A 17219-nucleotide genomic window follows, 5' to 3' on the forward strand; every position below is an offset into this window, starting at 1 on the left:
TATAGGCCTTAGTTGACGATTCTTTAAGGAGCTTTTCATGCCTCGTTTTTTCATTGAACGCCCCATTTTTGCCTGGGTTATCGCCATCATGGTCATGCTGGCCGGTCTGCTGTCGATCAAGACCCTGCCGGTCTCCCAGTACCCGCCGATCGCGCCCCCCCAGATCACCATCAATGCCATGTATCCCGGTGCCTCTGCCCAGACCGTGCAGGACACCGTCACCCAGGTAATCGAACAGAAGCTGAACGGCATCGACAACCTGATCTACATGTCCTCCACCAGCGACTCGGCCGGGGCCGTAGCCATCAACCTGACCTTCAAGGCCGGTACCGATCCCAACATCGCCCAGGTTCAGGTGCAGAACAAGCTCCAGCTTGCAACGCCACTGCTGCCACAGATCGTCCAGCGGCAGGGGATCCAGGTGGTCAAGTCCACCAGGAACTTCCTGATAATCGTCGGTCTGGTGTCGGAAGATGGTTCCATGGGACGGCATGAACTGACCGATTACCTTGTGTCCAACGTCCAGGACATCATAAGCCGGGTTGAAGGGGTCGGCGAAGTACAGATGTTCGGCTCACAGAATGCCATGCGGATCTGGCTGAACCCTTCCAAACTGAATAACTATCATCTGACCACCAATGACGTGATTGCAGCAGTTCAGGCACAAAATGCCCAGGTTTCCGCCGGCCAGTTCGGTGGCAACCCGGCAGCTCCGGGGCAGCAGCTGAACGCTACCATCACCGCCCGAACGCTGTTGCAGACGACGGAACAGTTCGGTGCCATCGTCCTGCGCACCAACCCCGATGGTTCCACGGTCAAGCTCAAGGATGTGGCTGAATGTAAAATCGGCACCGAGAACTACGAGATCGAAGCCCGTTACAAAGGGAAGCCGCTGGGGGGTATGGCAATCCGGCTGGCGGCAGGCGCCAACGCCCTGGATACCGGGGACCGGATCAAAGCCAAGATGGCGGAGCTGGAAAAATACATGCCACCCGGCGTGAAGGTGGTCTATCCCTACGACACCACCCCCTTTGTCAAGATCTCCATCGAAGAGGTAGTCCAGACCCTGCTTGAGGCGGTATTCCTGGTCTTTGTCATCATGTTCCTCTTCCTGCAGAACATCCGTGCCACCCTGATCCCTACCATCGCCGTGCCGGTGGTGCTTCTCGGTACCATGGGGGTACTGTCGGCGGCCGGCTTCTCCATCAACACCCTGACCATGTTCGCCCTGGTCATTGTCATCGGTCTTTTGGTGGACGACGCCATCGTCGTCGTCGAGAACGTGGAACGGATCATGTCCGAGGAAGGGCTGTCGCCCCATGACGCCACCATCAAGTCCATGGGGCAGATCACCAGCGCCCTCTGGGGCATTGCCACCGTGCTCACGGCGGTCTTTCTGCCGATGGCCTTCTTCGGTGGTTCCACGGGCGTCATCTATCGCCAGTTTTCCATCACCATCATATCCGCCATGATTCTCTCGGTACTGGTGGCGATGATCCTGACCCCGGCCCTGTGCGCCACCCTTCTCAAGCCGATCGAAAAGGGGCATGAGCCGGGGGAGTGCGGCTGGTTCTGCCAATTCTTCCGGTGGTTCAATAAACTGTTCGACTTCTGCAGGACGAAGTATGAAGGAATCGTCGGCCGCTCCTTCGGCAAGCCGGTGCGCTACCTGGTGATATACGGTGCCATAGTCGCCGCCATGGTGTTCTTTTTCCTGCGGCTTCCCACCGCCTTCCTGCCGGATGAAGACCAGGGGTTCATCATCTGCCAGGTTCAGCTGCCGGCCGGAGCCACTCAGGAGCGGACCTTGAAGCTTATCGAGCAGATGGAACATCATTTCCTGGAAAAGGAGAAAGATGCCGTAGAAACGATCATAACGGTTGCCGGCTTCAGCTTTGCCGGGCGTGGGCAGAATATGGGGCTGGCCTTTGTCAGGCTCAAGGACTGGAAACTGCGCAAGACGCCTGACCTGAAAGCGCCGGCCGTTGCCGGCCGGGCCATGGCGGCGTTTTCCAAGTACAAAGATGGTCTCGCCTTCGCTTTTTCGCCTCCGGCAGTTGTGGAGTTGGGCCAGGCAAACGGCTTTGACTTCATGCTGCAGGATCGCAGCGGTCTTGGGCATGAAAAGCTGATGGAGGCGCGCAACCAGTTGCTGGGGATGGCCATGAAAAACCCCAAACTGATTGCGGTCCGCCCCAACGGCCAGGATGACTCCCCCCAGTTCAAGCTGGATATCGATGATGTCCGGGCCGGCGCCCTGGGGGTCTCCCTGGCCGATGTCAACAACGTGCTGTCCACTGCCTGGGGGAGTACCTATGTCAACGACTTCATCCAGAACGGCAGGGTCAAGAAGGTCTATCTCCAGGCGGACGCCAGATACCGGATGCTGCCGGAGGATATCAACAGCTGGTATGTAAGCAACAAAACCGGCGAAATGGTGCCGTTTTCGGCTTTTGCCACCGCCCACTGGCGGTACGGTTCACCCCGTCTGGAGCGTTATAACGGTATTCCTTCGGTGGAGATCATGGGACAGGCGGCTCCTGGAGTGAGCACCGGCGAGGCGATGGCGGAGATGGAGAAGATGGCGGCCCAGCTGCCGGCCGGGATCGGTTACGAGTGGACCGGTCTATCCTACGAGGAAAAGAAGGCGGGAGCCCAGGCTCCGGCGCTCTATGCCATCTCGCTGCTGGTGGTGTTTCTCTCCGTTGCGGCACTGTACGAGAGCTGGACCATACCTTTTGTCAACCTGCTGATGCTCCCGCTGGGTCTGGTCGGCGCAGTCACAGCGGTTTCGCTGCGGGTGCTCCCCAACGACGTTTATCTCCAGATCGGCCTGCTCACCACCGTGGGACTTTCCACCAAGAACGCCATCCTCATCATCCAGTTCATAAAGGCCCAGTTACATGATGGCCATGAACTGGTGGATGCCACCCTGAAAGCGATCAAGATCCGGCTTCGCCCGGTCATCATGACTTCGCTGGCCTTCTTCTTCGGCACCCTCCCCCTGGCTCTTACCAAGGGGGCCGGTGCCGCGGCCCAGAACGCCATCGGCACCGCCGTCACCGGCGGACTGCTCTCGGCCACCTTCATCGACCTGATCTTCATCCCGTTCTTCTTTGTCATGGTCTCGCGGCTGTTCGGCCGGAAAAAATACACGTCGCACGCAGGAGAACCTGCCGTAGCAACTGTTGGAGAGGAGCACTGATATGACGTTCAGGAATTACTGTCTCGCCGGCACGCTGCTGCTGTTCACCGGCTGCACCATGGCCCCCGGCTATACCCGTCCCGAGCCGCCGGTACCGGCCAACTGGCCCGGCGGTCCGGCCTATACAACGGAAACAGGGACGTCAGCGCAGAAACCGGTAGCTGACATCCCCTGGCGCGATTTCTTCGTCGAGCCTCGACTGCAAAAGGTTATAGACCTGGCACTTGCGAACAACCGGGATCTGCGGGTCGCAATCCTGAATATTGAACGGACCCGTGCCCAGTACCAGATCCAGCGGTCCGATCTCGTGCCGCATGTCGACGCCAATGCCGCCGCTACCTTGCAGCGTCTGTCCGAAGACTTTTCCGGGAAAGGTGTGCCGGTGAACATTCATCAGTACACCGTCGGTCTTGGCGTCAGCTCTTATGAACTCGACCTGTTCGGGCGAGTGCGCAGCCTCAAGGACCAGGCGCTGGAGCAGTACCTCGCCACCGAACAGGCGCAGCGGAGTGTGCAAATAAGCCTCGTTTCCCAGGTCGCCACTACGTGGCTCGCGCTTGCGGCCGACCGGGAGCGGCTGAATCTTGCCAAAGAAACCCTTGCAGCCCAGCAGGAGTCCCTCAAGCTCACCAGGAGCCGCTTCGAGGCGGGCGTCTCTTCCGCCCTCGACCTCAACCAGGCCCAGACCAGCGTGGATACGGCGCGGGTCGACATTGCCCGTTATACCACCCTGGTGGCCCAGGACGAGAACGCGCTGAATCTGGTGGTTGGCTCGCCAGTCCCGACTGATCTCATTCCGGGATCCATCTCTGAAGCCATTACCGCCATGAAGGATGTGGCTCCCGGTCTCCCCTCCGACGTCATGCTCAATCGCCCCGATATTCTCCAGGCCGAAAATCTCCTCAAGGGGGCAAACGCCAACATCGGTGCGGCGCGGGCCGCGTTCTTTCCGCGCATCACGCTTGTTTCTTCCGTAGGCTTCGGCAGCGACGATCTGGGGGGGCTCTTCACGTCAGATTCCTTTGTCTGGAAATTCGCACCCCAGATTTCCCTCCCCATCTTCGACGGTGGCAGCAACCGGGCCAAGCTGAAGGTGTCGGAAGTGGACCGGGACATTGCCGTGGCCCAGTACGAAAAGGCGATCCAGACTGCCTTCCGGGAAGTGGCCGACTCCCTTGCCCAGCGGGGGACCATCGACGACCAGCTGGCGGCGCAGCAGTCCCTCACCGACGCCACCTCCGAAAGCTACAAGCTTTCCCAGGCTCGCTACGAAAAGGGGGTGGACAGCTACCTGCAGGTGCTGGACGCCCAGCGCGCCCTTTACGGCGCCCAGCAGAACCTGATCGGGGTCCGGTTGACCCGGCTGGCCAATCAGGTGACGCTCTACAAGGTGCTGGGTGGAGGGACGAAATAAGGATGGAGGCGAAGGATCCCGGCAAAGAAACCATGAAGCCGTCGAGAATAGCCCTTTACATCATCATCGGCCTGCTCGTCGTGATGATAGCCTACTCTATTCTGGTCAAGGAGCCACCGCCCGGCTGGCCCATAAATCTGATTCATCTGCTCTTCGGACACAGATAGCGGGGTCGCCATTGCATGTGAAAGTGTTGGTGCTTTACTATTTGAACATCAAAGCAAAAGGGGCGGTCCCGTAACGGGTTTCCGCCCCTTTTGCTTTGTGCCCTTGGTAGAAAATCCTATACCTTGACCAGTTTCACCTTCGTGTCATAGAAGGACACGCTGCCACCCACCGTGTCGATCATGCAGGTGTTCTTCAGGTGCGGGTCGATCCACATGGCGGCGTTGGCGTGAATGCCTGCGGCGCGGCGCTTGTCGGCCTTGACGGTCTTGCCGTCGATGACCACGTCCGCGGCCCCCGAATCCCAGTGGCCGTGGCCCAGGGTGAAGGTTATGACGCCAGGGCGGATGGTTTCGGTCACCTGGACCGTGCCGACCATCGGCTTTTTCGTGCCGTTCTGCAGGTTCCATACCCCGTCCGGGTTGGTGGAGGAGACCACCTTCACCTTGTCGCCGCTCTTCACGCCCAGTTTCTTCGCATCGCTGGTGTGGATGATGATGCCGTTCTCCGGCATGCTGTCGGTCAGGTACTGGTTGGTGATGGTCCTGGCTTTGCAGTGGCGGACGTCCCGCTGGGTGATGAGGTGGAGCGGGTATCCCTCCGCCTGCTTCGTCGGCGCGTTCCCCAGGGTGTCGGTTACCGGCACATAACGGGCCATGCCATGGAACGACTTGCCGGTGAAGGCGTCCTTGCAGCCCGCGGTCTTCTCCTGGTAGAGATTGATCTGCTTGCCGTACTTGTTGGCCACCTGATCGCCTTTATAGGTGACGGACTGGCTGTCGAACCGGCCGCCGCGGTTCAGCACCGTCACCACCTTGGGCCAGGCGGTGCCGCTGATCGCCTTCCAGCGGTCCGGGTCGAAGACATCTTTCGGCAGATGGCGGCGGCTCTTCAGGAACAGCTCCATCTCAGACTGGCTGGCGTCGGCGACCGGTTCCTTCCGGTCCAGGGCGAGGTTGACCACCATCCGGATATAGAAATCATCGGGGCGGTTGAAATCCTGTCCCGGGCCGAAGCCGTCTTTGCCGAACCCCTTCATGCCCAGTTTTTCCGCCAGGGCGAGCCAGAAGGTCTCGTAGGAGAGCGGCTGCTGTTCCCCGAATACGGTCACTACCTCGTTGGGGGAGGCGATGACCGGTTGCCGCACCGGCTGGATCCGCACCGGCATGTTGGGGTGGGAACCCTGGAACTCCCAGCGCTCCAGGTAGTGGAGGTCGGGGATGATGTAGTCGGCATACATGGAGGTGGGTCCGACAAGTATGTCGCTGGCGATGTAGAGCGGCAGTTTCTCCAGATTGGTGAGGGCCTCGATCTGGGTCTGCCCCGCCGGCAGCGAGTAGGTGGGGGCCCCCATGTAGGAGAATACCACCTTGGCCCCGTAGGGGTAGGCGTCGGCGATGGAGGGGAGGATCTCCTCGTAGACGTCGGAGGAGATCGGCCACCAGTTCCGCTTGGCTGGGTAGGAAGCCTTCCCCGCGAACAGCGAGGACTCCTCGTATTTCCAGTCGTGGCGGATGATGGAGGTGCCGAAGGTTTTCTGCCCCTTGGGGCCGATCTTCTTGAAGTTGAATGGCTGCTTGTCGGTGCTGGAGCTGGTGCCGTCGAAGTTGAAGGTGGAGGCGGCGATCATCCCTCCCTTCCAGTCGAAGTTGCCGATGAGGAGGTTCAGGTTCATGAGGGAAGAGATGGTGTAGAAGCCGTTGGTATGCTGGGCCGGACCGCGGTGCATGTCGACGCACGCTTTCTTGCCGAAGCTCGTGAACTCCTTGGCCACCGCCTCGATGGTGGCGGCATCGGTGCCACAGAGTGTGGCGTAGTCGGCAATGGACTTCTCCTGTGCCGCCTCCTGCATCAACTGCAGGCCGCTCTTCACCTTGACCGGCTTGCCGTCGGCGTCCTTCAGCTCAGTAGCGACGAACAGCTCCCCCTTGACTGCTTCCTTGTCGTCGTTCGGGTCAAAGGCAACCGGCTTGCCATCCTTCATTGCTACCAGGTATTCGAAGTCGAACTCCTTGCCGTCCTTGTCCTTGCGCTTTTCCGCTGGTTTCAATCCAATTTCGTGGGCGCGGAGGAACTTGCCCGGCTTGCCGTCCTTGTCCAGCTTCACCAGCCAGGCACTGTTGCTCCAGGTGGCTTCCTTCTCGGCTGAAGCCGCAGCCTTGTTGCAGTTGGCGAGGTATTTCGCGTCGAACCGCTTGTTTTCCAATATCCAGCGGGTCATCCCCATGGCGAAGGCTGCGTCGGTGCCGGGCTGGATCGGGACCCAGCGCTGGGCCTTCGCCGCCAGCTTGGTAAACCGGGGATCGAGGACGGTCATTTTCAGTTTCCCGTCGGCGAGCCGCTGGGTCATCCGCATGGCCCGGTTGGTGGGACCGTAGTTGCCGTCGAACAGGTTGGCGCCGACGAACAGGACATAGTCGCTGTTCTCCTGGTCCGCCTGCCAGTAGAACTTCTGGCCGTCCTTGAACCCGTTCCCCACGTACTGCTCGCTCATGGCCTTGCAGGCGAAGTAGAGGGATCCCTGGCAGACCGTGGTGTGGCCGTGGGTATTGACCGTGCCGAAGGCGCCGTTGAAGGCGGCGGCGAAATTGGAGCGGCCACCTTTCTTCCGCCCCCAGAAGTAGACGAACTGGTTGTTCTTCGGTCCGAAGTCCGGGTGGTCCGGGTCGATCAGCACCCCCAGATTGGCGGCGTGCTTGACCTTGAATTCGTCGATGGCCTTCTTCCGCTCTTCCGGCTTCTTCTTGCGCAGGGCCGCAATGTCTTTACCCATCTCTTCGAACAGCTTGCCGTCCTTCAGGGCATAAAGCTCTTTGAGTCCCGTAACCTGGCGGCTCTCTTCACCCGCTACGTTTTTGAACAGCAGGCCGCCATTGACGATCTCGGTGATGGCCTGATCGAAGGGGATCGACTGCCACCGGTTCTCGCCCCGTTTCCCGGCACGCTTCAGCACCCTGGTGATCCGGTACGGGTCATAGGCCCCCTGGTGCCCCGACTGCCCCTTGGGACAGAGGCCGGCATCCACCTTGACGGCGGTCTCCGGCGCATCCTTCATCTCCAGGTGGGGGTGGAGGTTGAAGGGGTTGTAAGGGTTGCCGTCGATCTTCACCGCCACCCCGTCCAGTATCTTCACCTTGATGCCGCAGCCGGTGTTGCAGTTGAGGCAGACGGTGTAGAGGGTGTTCTCGGCCCTGAGCAGTTCGTAGGCCTCGGCGGCGGTCAGCTCCCCCGCTTCCACCCGGGCGATGAGACCGCGGGCGAAATCGAGCTGGGAAGCGACGATGGCGCCACAGCCTGCCGCGGCAGTTGTCTTGAGAAAGTCGCGTCGCGACATGCCCTGCTTAGACATAGAGCACCTCCAGCTTTTCATTGGCAATGTAGTAGACGCGGGGAGCCGTCCCCTTGTTCGCCTTGAGGATCTGCATCTTCGCTCCCTTCTTTACTTGGGCGATAAGGCTCTGGGGGTCGTTCTCGTCGCCGAAATAGGTGGCGCGGCCGATGCAGGTGGTGACGCACATGGGAAGCTGGCCGGCGGCCAGGCGGTGCAGGCAGAAGTGGCACTTGCGGGCTTTTCGTATCGGCAGCCCCTTGCCGTCCCGGGCCAGCTTCCGGCCATACTCGAACGCGGGGAGCTTCTCGTACTGCTGTACCGCCGGGGTGCCGTCGGTGTGGAACCCGCCGGGGTCAAGGGTGCGGGCGCCGTAGGGGCAGGCCTTAACGCACTTGCCGCAGCTGATGCACTCGCTGTAGTTGACCGGCACGATGCCGGCGCCGGTCCCTTTCGTCTCCTTCCAAGTGGCCTTGCCGACCTTGGGGCAGACCGGAACGCAGGGGGGCTTGTCGCACTGCATGCAGGGGCGGGGGAGAAAGGTGCGGGAGACAAGGGGGTACTTCCCCTGTTCGTATTCGTGCACCGGTCGATACTGGAGCTTGGGAGGCAGCTTGTTCTCCGAGACGCAGCCGATGGTGCAGGCGTGGCAGCCGACGCACTTGCGCACGTCGATCAGCATCGCCCAGCGTCGCTTGTCGGTTGACTGTATGAGCGCCCGCTCCAGGTCTTCCTGCATGGTCAACAGAATGTCTTTCTGCATGGAACCCTCCTCCTCTGTATGTATGTCGCGCAATCGTTTGTCCGGTCGTTGTGTCTGGCGCGCCCCATGCCCCCTGGCTTGCCGCGGGAGGAGGGCGCCGATGACCTGTTTCACCCGGGTCCCCAGTCGAAACAGAGGGTACAGCGTTTAACTGCAGTGCACTATAGTCCCAAAAACACAAAATTTCCAGGAAATATATTCTTTTCGTTGTCCGGGCGGTGTGCATCGCAAGATTTTGTTTATTCCTGGGGGTGACGTTACTGGTGGCGGACTGATTGGGGCATGTCATTCCATTTTATTCCGATGTTTCAAATAATCTAAAACGGCTGCCCATTTTTCAATTTTGAAAAAAAATGCAGATTCGCTCTGGAGAATGATTTGCTATCAGTCCACTATTATCCAGGCGGGGATCAACGAGGGGCGCATCCGGATGGGGGACCGGCACCTTTCCATGTTCGCCCAGGACCTGGGGTACGGCTTTTACACCAAGGACAACGGCGGCCGGCTCGAACCGCGTCCTGCGGGGCGGTGCCGGAAATCGTCCAGATTGCCGACAAGATCGAGGCCTGTTTTGAAGCCCTTCCGGTCGCGGAAGGGCTTTTTTTGTGAACGCACGTGCAGATAACGTTAAAAAGGTAGCAATAAAATAGATAGTTTGCTATCTATATTACATGCGTGCCTTTAATTCGACGATTGACCGAAGCAATCTCATCTTCCGTCTCGCCCTCCTGACACGGCGCTGGCGCCAGGTGCTGGACACCGAAGCACAGGCGGCCGGGCTGACGGATGCCACCTGGCGTCCCCTCCTGCATCTCCATCTCCACGGGGACGGAATTCGCCAGAAGGATCTTGCGGCATCCGTGGGCATCGAAGGTCCCTCCCTGGTCCGCCTCCTCGATACCCTCATCGCCAAGGGGCTTATCCAGCGGTCGGAAGACAGTACGGACCGCCGGGCGAAACTGCTCGGTCTGACGCCGGAGGGGGAGCGTGTCGTTGACCGGATCCGGAAAACCGTGGCCTCCCTTGAAAACGAGCTGCTCGGTCCTTTCAGTGACAGCGAAATCGCACAGGTAGCTGACTTTATCGGACGCCTCGAATCCGCCGTAAACGACGTTCGGGAGCGAGTGAAGCGATGATGGCCCAGAACCTGCGCGGTCTGTTGTGTCGCGAGCGGCCGCGCATCGTGCTTGCACTCCGCGGTACCGCAGCCGCCCTCGTTGCACTGACGGTGGCCGTACTGTTGAAGCTCGAATGCCCGTTCTGGGCGGCAATGACGGCGATCATCGTCATCCAGCCGACGCGCGGGCTGTTGCTGGAAAAGAGTTTTTACCGCCTTGTCGGGACGGTGGTCGGTTCCGGGGCGGGGATACTGCTTCTCCTGTATGCCACATCGCCGGTAACGTTGACCATTGCCCTTTCCCTCTGGATTGCGGGATGTGTCGTCATCGGGAACCTGTCCTACGGCCTCCGTTCCTACTCGTGCCTTCTGGCCGGTTACACCTGCTCCGTCATCGCCATCCTCGGCTACCAGGATCCCCCCAATCTCCACGACCTAGCCTTCGGCAGAATCGCCGGGACCTTCATCGGCATCATCGTCGCCACCACAAGTACCCTCCTCTTTACCCCCCGCCAGTCGAAGGGGGAATTTGTGGAGCGCCTGCAACGGGCTGTCGGAGAAACGGTCGCATGGCTGGCGTTGGCGCTTCGCCAGGGGAGAGGGAGCAGATCGGTCCGGCAGGAGCGGGATATCCTCATGGAAATTGCGGACATCGAAAGTCTCGTGGATATCGTGGGGGCCGGTTCGTTCAGGTTCAAGAAAAGAAAGCGTCACGTGCGAAGCCTTATCGCCTCGCTCCTTGCTTTGTTGGCCGTTGGCCGGCTGGCCAGTGAGCGGTTCGCCCGGCATGGTGGGGAGCAGTGCCCGGACGATTACTGGCGTGAGCAGCTTTCCCTGCACCTGGAGAGGATCGCCGGGGGTCTTGAGGGGAGCGGGCCGGCGATAACGTGCGCAGACGAACTGCAGACGGTTGCCATCGAGGCAACTGCCCGTCTCCCCTTTCTGGGGGAGACGCTGGACGAGCTCGTCGCTTCCCTCAAGCTCGTTCTGGCGGATTATGGCGCCGTAACAGCCGCCCCGGAGACGAAACCGGAGAGCCGGCTCGTCGGCCATCGCGATTGGCGGGAGGCGCGGCGGGCGGGAATGCGAGCGGCGACGGCAATCCTTGCCGTCGGCCTGGTCTGGCATGTCACCGGATGGAAGCAGGCATTACCCCTGGTGATGGTGACGTCCATCATGGTCAGCCTCTTTTCCACCAGGGAACATCCATCCGCTACCCTGGCCCAGGTTTTCATCGGGGCGTCAACGGGAACCATGGCCGGTCTCTTCTGCCGGCTGGTCGTGCTGAAGGGTGTGGTCGATCCGGGGATTGAAATCGCCGTCATCGCCCCTTTCATCCTGCTCGGTGTCCTGCTGATGCAGTATCGAAAAACCGTGGCAGCGGCTACCGACGCCACCCTCATCTTCATGTTCGTCGAACAGCCGGGGGCGTCGCTCCTCCCTGAACCATTTCTCCAACTGCAGGGTGCACTGGCCACGGTGGTCGGAATAGGGTTTGCCTGGGCTTCATTTCGCTACCTGCTGCCGGTAAATCCTGCCAGTCGGTTGCGCTCCCTGTTGGCCGCCATAGTTCGTGATCTGGAAGCCATGGCCTCAGCGGATTCAGCAGCGGTGATAGAGAGGCTGCAGGCACGGCTCCAGCATCGTGTCATCCGCCTGGTGGTCATGGCGAGGAAATTCGATGCCGATCATCAAGGGATTGTGGAGGGGGGGCTCACGACCCTGGCCATCGGCAGGTGCATCCTGCGCCTGCAGGAAGCCCGTACCCGCAAGGATATCCCTCCCGCTACCGCGCGGATAATACACCAGGCACTGCGAACGCTGGCCGATCCCTCGCAGCGGCCGAAAAACGCCGAGGCGGTGCTGCGGGGTGCCTCAAGGGCGCTTCACGGTGTTCCGGAACCGGATGGGGGAGAGCATGGTGCGCCGGGAAGGTGCGCTGCCGAAGCGATGGGTGATGCGGCCGCCCTTTTCCACGGGAATGTCATCTTGATGAGAGGTCAAAGAACGCAATGCCCTACCTGAGATTCAAGGGATTCGATGAGGAGCCTCTGCGGCGGGCGCTTCCCGTGCTCGTGGAGGAGTTTTCCCGCATTGCCGCCGTGCCCCGGGAAATTGTCAAGGTCGAGTTGCTGAATATTACCCGGCTAACCGCAACCCCCCGGTCACTGGAGCTATTCATGTTCCCGCGGACCCAGGAAAAGCATGACCGTATTGCCGAAAACCTCTACAACCTGCTCAGCCATTTCGGCTGGGGGGATGTGCACATATTCTTTGTCCTGCTTGCCCCTTCTCTCTACTACAAGGAGGGGATGCCGTTGAAAGAGGTAAGCTGGTTGCCTTGAGCGACCGGGAGAAGAGGCCGTATCGCATTCGGCCATTAAGGGAAGGAGTCAACATGGAGATCAAGGGGAAAATCGTGCTGGTGACCGGCGCCAACGGGGGGATCGGCGGTGCTCTGGTCAGGGGACTGCTGGACAAGGGGGCCGCGAAGGTCTATGCGGCGGCGCGGTCCATCGCATCAGTCGCCGAATTGGCACAACTCGATAAGGAGAGGGTTGCCGCGATCCGGCTGGACATCACCCATGCCGCCAGCGTGGCGGCGGTGGCGGAGCAGTGCGGGGATGTGGCTATGCTTATCAACAACGCCGGCCTCAACCGCTGCGTGCCGCTCCTCGGTCCAACCGGCATTGAGAGCGCCCGTGAGGAGATGGAGGTCAACTTCTTCGGCACCCTGGCCATGTGCAGGGCATTCGCACCGGTGCTTGCCTCCCGGGGCGGAGCGATCGTGAACGTCTGCTCCATCATCGGCCTGGTCAATCTGCCGGTCAACGGAACCTACTGTGCCTCCAAGGCTGCTGTCCATTCCCTGATACAGGGGGTGCGGGCCGAACTGGCCCCACGCGGGGTCCGGGTGGTCGGCGTCTACCCCGGCCCGGTGGATACCCGGATGACCGCCGGCCAGGAGATGCCCAAGGCGACGCCGGATCAGGTTGCCGCCGCGATTCTGGCGGGTATCGACGCCGGTGACGAGGAGATTTTCCCTGACCCCATGTCCCAGGCAGTTCATGGCAAACTGCTGCAGGATCCCAAGCAGGTTGAGAAGGAATTTGCGACAATGATACCGGCCTGAGCCAGAAAAGGCGATACCCCGCAGGTAAGAGAGTAGAAATATTAAAAAGTCTGCCCGTGAAAAGAGAAATTTCCCTGCTCACGGGCAGACTTTTTTGTTTCCTGTCCCCTTGTCTGGTTCTGGTTTTCATGCCCGTCGAAAAAAATCTTGACAGAGCAAGGCTAAAGATATAGTTTAGCGTTAAATCATTTGATGTTGAAAGAAGGAGCAACCATGAAATCCACCGGTAACCCGACATATCGCGCCCTGAACTGTTACACCAAGCTGATGCGCGCAGCTGAGACCGTGACCTTACGCACCAGCCGGCAGATGGCGGCGGCAGGGCTGACCATCAGCCAGTTCGGCGTGCTGGAGGCCCTGCTGCACAAGGGACCCTTGTGCCAGCGGGACATCGCCGCCAAGATCCTCAAGAGTACGGGGAACATCACCATGGTGATCGACAACCTGGAAAAGAGGGGACTGGTGCGGCGCGAACGGGACAGCGAGGACCGGCGCTATCTGACGGTTCACCTGACCGATGCGGGGTCCCAGTTGATCGAAACAGTCTTTGCCGACGTCGAGGCGGCGATTATGGCCGAAATGGGTACGCTCTCCGCGACGGAGCAGGAACAGCTGGGTACGCTGTGCAAAAAACTGGGATTGAATAAGGAGGGAAGAAGCTGAGAAAAAAATTTGAAGAAATGGTTTAATGTCGAATCATGTCTACATAGAAGCTGCACACAAAAAAGGAGACATAATCATGAAACGCATTATCGCATCAATCAGCACTATCGTCGCCCTTTCCCTTCCGGCCTTCGCCTTCGCTTCTACCTGGGCCATCGACCCCGACCACTCCAATGTCGGTTTTAAAGTCCGTCACCTGATGGTGTCCAATGTGAAGGGGAGTTTTGACAGGCATACCGGCACGGTTGAAATCGATGACAAAGATATCACCAAGTCAAAGGTGAACGTCAGTATCGACACCAGTTCCATCAACACCAACGTGCAGAAGCGGGACGAGCATCTGCGCAGCGCCGATTTCTTCGACGTGGCCAAATATCCGACGATGACTTTCGTCTCGAAGAAAGTGGCCAAGGCCGGCAAAGACAGGTTGAAAGTCACGGGCGACCTGACCCTGCACGGCGTGACGAAAGAGGTGGTTCTTGATGTGGAGCCGATCTCCAGGGAGAGCAAGGACCCCTGGGGTAACATCCGGCGCGGTACCACCGCGACCACCAAGATAAACCGCAAGGACTTCGGCTTGGTCTGGAACGCAGCCCTGGAGACTGGCGGTGTTACCGTGGGTGATGAAGTGACCATCACCCTGGAAATCGAGATGATCAGGAAGTAAGGGACGCTGGGTTTTTCGACAAGGGGGGGGCAGCCAGGAGGCTGTCTCCCCCTTGTCGGTTGTGCAAGGGAAAAGCAGCCAATGGTGTAGCTGGTCCTCCCGTGAAGCGGCATGCGGATGATGGAGATGGTGTGTTGAATACGGGCGCGATAACGATACACTCTTCAAAGGTAGATTAGCAGGCCCGAAAGGAGAATCACCATGAACTACACAGAATTGCTCACTCCCCAGAACTCTGCCCTTATCCTGATCGACTTTCAACCCCAGATGACCTTCGGTGTCGCCAACATCGACCGGCAGACCCTCTTCAACAACGTCATGCTCCTGGCCAAGGCGGCGAAAATCTTCAACGTGCCGACCATCCTCACCGCGGTGGAGTCGAAAAGCTTCTCCGGCAACTTGTGGCCGCAACTCCTCGACCTTTTCCCCAACCAGGAACCGGTGGAACGGAGCTCTATGAACTCGTGGGAGGATGAGAAGTTTGTGGCGGCAGTCAAGGCCACCGGACGGAAAAAACTGGTCATGGCGGCCCTCTGGACTGAAGTCTGCCTTGCGTTCCCGGCCCTGGGCGCACTTAAAGATGGTTATGATGTCTATGCCGTGGAAGATGCCTCGGGAGGGACCAGCGTCACCGCCCACAATGCCGCCATGCGGCGCATCGAGCAGGCTGGCGCCGTGCCGATGACCGCGCTGCAGACCCTCCTTGAGTACCAGCGTGACTGGGCGCGCAAGGATACCTACGACGCCGTCATCGAAGCGGTGAAAGAACACTGCGGCGCCTACGGCCAAGGGGTGGAGTATGCCTACACCATGGTGCACGGTGCGCCACCCAGCCGCAAAGTCGCGGGGAAATGACCGGCTGGAGAGATTTGCCGAGCGGGAGGTAACGCTATGAAAGCACCCGACCTGATTCTGTATAACGGCAAGATCACCACCCTCGATAATGCCAAGCCCCAAGTCTCGGCCATTACCATGGCCGGAGGCCGTATAACCGCCACCGGGGGGGATGAACTTCTCGCCACCGCAACCGATAAAACAGCGCGGATAGATCTCAAAGGGCGCCGGGTCATCCCGGGGCTCAACGATTCTCACATGCATGTGATCCGCGGTGGTCTCACCTACAATCTGGAGCTGCGCTGGGACGGTGTTCCATCTCTTGCCGACGGCTTGCGCATGCTGAAGGAACAGGCGCAGCGCACTCCCCCCGGCCAATGGGTCCGGGTCATCGGCGGTTGGAGTGAGTTCCAGTTTGCCGAGCGGCGCATGCCCACCCTCGAGGAAATTAACTCCGTCGCCCCCGATACGCCGGTCTTTGTCCTGCACCTTTACTGTCGCGGCATGCTGAACCAGGCCGCCTTGCGGGCCTGCGGCTACACGAAGGACACCCCGAATCCCCCCGCCGGCGAGATCCAGCGGGATGTACATGGCAATCCCACCGGGCTCCTCATCGCCCGTCCCAATGCCGGCATCCTCTACGCCACCGTCGGCAAGCAGCCGAAGCTCCCCCCCGAACACCAGATGAATTCATCGCGGCACTTCATGCGGGAACTGAATCGCCTTGGCCTCACCTCCCTGGTGGACGCGGGGGGCGGCTCGCAGATCTACCCGGACGACTACGCCATCATCGAGGAACTGCACCGGCGGGGTGAATTGACCGTGCGGATGGCCTACAATATTTTCACGCAAAAGCCCAAGGAGGAAAAAGAGGATTTCCTCCGCTGCATGAAGCTGACCGCTCCCGGTACGGGTGACGATTTCTATCGCTGCAACGGCGCCGGGGAGATGCTGGTCTACTCGGCGGCGGATTTCGAGGATTTCCTGGAGCCTCGGCCCGATCTCCCGTCCAACCTGGAGAAGGAGCTGAAAGAGGTCGTTTCACTGTTGGCTGCCAATAAGTGGCCGTTCCGCATTCATGCGACCTATGACGAAAGCATCTCCCGCATGTTGAGCGTGTTCGAAGAGGTGAACCGCGACATCCCCTTCACCGATACGCCGTGGTTCTTCGATCACTGCGAAACCATCTCCGACAAGAGCATGGAGCGGGTCAAGGCGCTGGGAGGAGGCATTGCCATCCAGAACCGCATGGCCTTCCAGGGGGAGTATTTCCTGGACCGTTACGGGAAGCAGGCCGCGGAGCGGACCCCGCCGGTGCGAAAGATGCTCGATCTCGGCATTCCCGTGGGGGCGGGGACCGATGCCACCCGCGTCTCCAGCTACAACCCCTGGGTTTCCCTCTACTGGCTGGTGGCGGGGAAGACCGTCGGCGGCGCCTTGCTCTACACCGAGGCAAATCGCCTCAGCCGGGAGGAGGCACTGCGGCTTTATACCCAGGGGAGCAGCTGGTTCTCCGGTGAAAACGGCAGGAAAGGGGCCATTGCCGTCGGCCAGCTGGCGGATGTCACGGCGCTCACGGAGGATTACTTTGCGGTGCCGGAAGAGAGCATCAAGGGGATCGAGTCGGTCCTGACCATCGTTGACGGGAAGGTTGTCTACGGCGCGGGTGAATTCGGGAACCTTGACCCGACCCCGTTGCCGGTGCTGCCGGAGTGGTCACCCGTGAAGGTTTACGGCGGGTACGGGGCGCCACTGGACATGCGCAAAGCCGCCCTGCACGGCGTACCTGTTCCCCAGCACCTGCACACCGCCGAGTGCCACTCGCACGGTTGTAGCCATGCTGCCCAGCAACTCCTGGCCGGTTGTAAAGCCGGGGCTCCCCGGTACGGTGACTTCTGGGGCCTGGGCTGCGACTGCTTCGCGTTTTGAC

Annotated in this window: 13 protein-coding genes and 1 pseudogene; 12 read left to right on the plus strand and 2 right to left on the minus strand. The window is 60.1% G+C overall.

Going from position 1 to position 17219, the window contains the following annotated elements:
• Positions 1-37 precede the first annotated feature (37 nt).
• From KI810_RS05065 to KI810_RS05075, 3 genes are read left to right on the plus strand one after another with little or no spacing between them, the layout of a single operon-like run.
• Positions 38-3205: an efflux RND transporter permease subunit gene (locus KI810_RS05065; protein ID WP_214174364.1), complete on the plus strand. Its 3168-nt coding sequence runs from the start codon at positions 38-40 to the stop codon at positions 3203-3205.
• Position 3206: 1 nt separating this feature from the next.
• Complete coding sequence (gene adeC, locus KI810_RS05070; protein ID WP_214174365.1) at positions 3207-4619, plus strand: AdeC/AdeK/OprM family multidrug efflux complex outer membrane factor; 1413 nt, start codon at positions 3207-3209, stop codon at positions 4617-4619.
• A 2-nt stretch (positions 4620-4621) separates the two neighbouring features.
• The gene (locus tag KI810_RS05075; protein WP_214174366.1) at positions 4622-4786 is read left to right on the plus strand and encodes a hypothetical protein; all 165 of its coding nucleotides are present in this window, start codon (positions 4622-4624) and stop codon (positions 4784-4786) included.
• A 116-nt stretch (positions 4787-4902) separates the two neighbouring features.
• Here the strand turns inward: KI810_RS05075 and KI810_RS05080 are convergent, their stop codons facing one another.
• On the minus strand, positions 4903-8133 hold the full coding sequence (locus KI810_RS05080) for a molybdopterin-dependent oxidoreductase (protein WP_246525152.1): 3231 nt from the start codon (positions 8131-8133) through the stop codon (positions 4903-4905).
• Entirely contained in the window at positions 8126-8875 is a 750-nt protein-coding gene (locus tag KI810_RS05085; RefSeq protein ID WP_214174368.1) for a 4Fe-4S dicluster domain-containing protein, read from the minus strand. The genes KI810_RS05080 and KI810_RS05085 overlap by 8 nt, the downstream gene beginning before the upstream one ends.
• A 397-nt stretch (positions 8876-9272) precedes the next feature.
• Here KI810_RS05085 and KI810_RS05090 point away from each other — a divergent pair.
• From KI810_RS05090 to KI810_RS05130, 9 genes and pseudogenes are all read left to right on the plus strand, one after another.
• Positions 9273-9475 (plus strand): annotated as a pseudogene (locus tag KI810_RS05090) (acetyl-CoA hydrolase/transferase C-terminal domain-containing protein); the annotation flags it as partial.
• 71 nt (positions 9476-9546) lie between these two features.
• Positions 9547-10011, plus strand: a complete 465-nt coding sequence (locus tag KI810_RS05095; protein ID WP_214174369.1) for a MarR family winged helix-turn-helix transcriptional regulator — start codon at positions 9547-9549, stop codon at positions 10009-10011.
• Positions 10008-12017: an FUSC family protein gene (locus KI810_RS05100; protein WP_246525154.1), complete on the plus strand. Its 2010-nt coding sequence runs from the start codon at positions 10008-10010 to the stop codon at positions 12015-12017. Before KI810_RS05095 ends, KI810_RS05100 begins: the two co-directional genes overlap by 4 nt.
• A complete protein-coding gene (locus KI810_RS05105; RefSeq protein WP_214174370.1) occupies positions 12005-12337 on the plus strand; it encodes a DUF1904 family protein in 333 nt (110 codons plus the stop codon). Before KI810_RS05100 ends, KI810_RS05105 begins: the two co-directional genes overlap by 13 nt.
• Before the next feature lie 53 nt (positions 12338-12390).
• Complete coding sequence (locus tag KI810_RS05110; RefSeq protein ID WP_214174371.1) at positions 12391-13125, plus strand: SDR family oxidoreductase; 735 nt, start codon at positions 12391-12393, stop codon at positions 13123-13125.
• Positions 13126-13338: 213 nt separating this feature from the next.
• On the plus strand, positions 13339-13788 hold the full coding sequence (locus KI810_RS05115; protein ID WP_214174372.1) for a MarR family winged helix-turn-helix transcriptional regulator: 450 nt from the start codon (positions 13339-13341) through the stop codon (positions 13786-13788).
• 76 nt (positions 13789-13864) lie between these two features.
• A complete protein-coding gene (locus KI810_RS05120) occupies positions 13865-14455 on the plus strand; it encodes a YceI family protein (RefSeq protein ID WP_214174373.1) in 591 nt (196 codons plus the stop codon).
• 201 nt (positions 14456-14656) lie between these two features.
• A complete protein-coding gene (locus KI810_RS05125; protein ID WP_214174374.1) occupies positions 14657-15310 on the plus strand; it encodes a hydrolase in 654 nt (217 codons plus the stop codon).
• 36 nt (positions 15311-15346) lie between these two features.
• Positions 15347-17218 (plus strand): amidohydrolase, encoded by a 1872-nt coding sequence (locus KI810_RS05130; protein ID WP_214174375.1) that lies wholly within the window; start codon positions 15347-15349, stop codon positions 17216-17218.
• The last annotated feature ends 1 nt before the right edge of the window (position 17219 follow it).

Source organism: Geomobilimonas luticola, from assembly GCF_018476905.1.
GTDB lineage: Bacteria > Desulfobacterota > Desulfuromonadia > Geobacterales > Geobacteraceae > Geomobilimonas > Geomobilimonas luticola.

Excerpts from the sequence above, each read along its gene's own strand:
- KI810_RS05130 (WP_214174375.1), top strand. The coding sequence starts at position 15,347 with ATGAAAGCACCCGACCTGATTCTGTATAACGGCAAGATCACCACCCTC.
- KI810_RS05095 (WP_214174369.1), top strand. The coding sequence starts at position 9,547 with ATGCGTGCCTTTAATTCGACGATTGACCGAAGCAATCTCATCTTCCGT.
- KI810_RS05065 (WP_214174364.1), top strand. The coding sequence starts at position 38 with ATGCCTCGTTTTTTCATTGAACGCCCCATTTTTGCCTGGGTTATCGCC.
- KI810_RS05120 (WP_214174373.1), top strand. The coding sequence starts at position 13,865 with ATGAAACGCATTATCGCATCAATCAGCACTATCGTCGCCCTTTCCCTT.
- KI810_RS05080 (WP_246525152.1), bottom strand. The coding sequence starts at position 8,133 with ATGTCTAAGCAGGGCATGTCGCGACGCGACTTTCTCAAGACAACTGCC.
- KI810_RS05085 (WP_214174368.1), bottom strand. The coding sequence starts at position 8,875 with ATGCAGAAAGACATTCTGTTGACCATGCAGGAAGACCTGGAGCGGGCG.
- KI810_RS05105 (WP_214174370.1), top strand. The coding sequence starts at position 12,005 with ATGCCCTACCTGAGATTCAAGGGATTCGATGAGGAGCCTCTGCGGCGG.
- KI810_RS05110 (WP_214174371.1), top strand. The coding sequence starts at position 12,391 with ATGGAGATCAAGGGGAAAATCGTGCTGGTGACCGGCGCCAACGGGGGG.
- KI810_RS05115 (WP_214174372.1), top strand. The coding sequence starts at position 13,339 with ATGAAATCCACCGGTAACCCGACATATCGCGCCCTGAACTGTTACACC.
- KI810_RS05125 (WP_214174374.1), top strand. The coding sequence starts at position 14,657 with ATGAACTACACAGAATTGCTCACTCCCCAGAACTCTGCCCTTATCCTG.
- adeC (WP_214174365.1), top strand. The coding sequence starts at position 3,207 with ATGACGTTCAGGAATTACTGTCTCGCCGGCACGCTGCTGCTGTTCACC.
- KI810_RS05100 (WP_246525154.1), top strand. The coding sequence starts at position 10,008 with ATGATGGCCCAGAACCTGCGCGGTCTGTTGTGTCGCGAGCGGCCGCGC.
- KI810_RS05075 (WP_214174366.1), top strand. The coding sequence starts at position 4,622 with ATGGAGGCGAAGGATCCCGGCAAAGAAACCATGAAGCCGTCGAGAATA.